Source organism: Proteus sp. G4380 (assembly GCF_963885725.1).
GTDB classification, from domain to species: Bacteria; Pseudomonadota; Gammaproteobacteria; order Enterobacterales; family Enterobacteriaceae; genus Proteus; species Proteus mirabilis.
In genome coordinates this window covers 1-1,492 of the sequence record NZ_CAWPAV010000082.1, presented here as the reverse complement: position 1 = coordinate 1,492, position 1,492 = coordinate 1, and the positions used below count along the sequence as shown (strand labels likewise).

Here is a 1,492-nt window from a genome sequence, read left to right as displayed (position 1 = left end):
GACCTGTTGCTCAAAATCAGCAGGAAGTGGGTTTTTACCAAAAGATAAAAAGAGCTTACGGGCTTGGTAATCAACAGGCGAAACAGCATCTCGGCCTTGTTGCATATAGGCATTAAGGAAAGTGATAAAACGGTGGTTTTCACTGTCGGTACTGGTTAGGAAACTGGAGTAGTGGGATACATTGGGGCGATAGAGGATCGTTTTTAATTGGCCTGTTTTTTCATTAATGCCATATAGTTTAATTGCCAACATATTGCCCGCATAACCAAATTGCGCCTCTTTATAGCGGGTTAAACGTACTTTTCCCATGCCATAGCTATACAGTATTCCTCTTTGCCTATCAGCAATAAGGTATACAGGAGGCGTAAAGAAAGAGAGATAGCCAAATAGCCATAAAAAACCGGGGAAAAAAATTAGCCAGCCAATGACGAGGTATTTATCATATTGGCTATCAATAAAAAATTCACCGGAGTTATACGCTTTTATATACTCCCACCAGCTAATTTTTTCTGTTTCCCAAAAAGGTTGATATTTTAAAATAGATTTACGCTCAATCTCATTTAATGCGTTAATATCTTTATTATTTTCAAATAAATATTGAGACATGCTTTCTAGCTCAGCTTTGGCTCCAATATGCCCTTCCATAAAATTAAATAATGTATAACAAGCCATAACTAAAAGAACGATAAAAAAGGGTATTGTATTGGTGAGTTGGCTATTGCGCTGTGGTGAGTTAATCACACAACGCTGTTGATTAACTGCCTTTAAAAATACCAGTTTTTGAGGTGCTAAAGGATCATCATAGTGATGACTTTCCGCAACTAATGGTGTGGTTTCTAATTGCTCTGGGTGCTTTGATACAGTGCGTAAACGGGTCATTCCGTGCCCTCCTCATCAATACAGCCATATATTTTATCGTCGGGGTTGCCGTTTCGGTAACCTAGTGGTGCTATTTTCCTTTTAAGATGATCTGCTCAGTAGGTGATAAATCAAAGCTCCATAAAGTAAGCTAAGAAAATTTAAGTTGCCCAAATCACTTTGGTCTGAATTCGTCTTGAAAGCAGTTTAAACTATCTAAATATTGTGCGACGAGGCAGAGAAAGATAATATTTGCTTTTTTTATCCGCTCTGCATAGATATCATTTTTTGTATAACCTATTAATTCACCAATATTATGTGTTAGATTGAGCGTTTTATAATACTCGATTGTACGTGAAATTGTCCACAATAGAGTATTAAAGTTCTCTGTGTAACACATAAATATTGACTAGGTTGACCTATAGATTGAAAGTACACATAATTTTCCTTTAATACAGTGAAAAATGTTTATTGCTTAATCTTATGCCGTGCTAATATTGTTTTATTGACCATTTTAGTTCACAAGAAAAATATATGACTGTTGTTTTAACTAATGCATCAATTTTTAATTATGCCCAGGTGAATGCCAGCACAATAACTCAAAGTGATTCCTTACCGAGTGAAATAATTATAA

General features: G+C 35.7%; 1 protein-coding gene. It reads right to left on the bottom strand.

All coding sequences use genetic code 11. The annotated features are described in order from the left end of the window. The coding region (locus tag AACU98_RS06710; protein ID WP_161735720.1) for a hypothetical protein at window positions 1-879 on the bottom strand (879 nt) is incomplete at its 3' end. Window positions 880-1,492 lie beyond the last annotated feature (613 nt).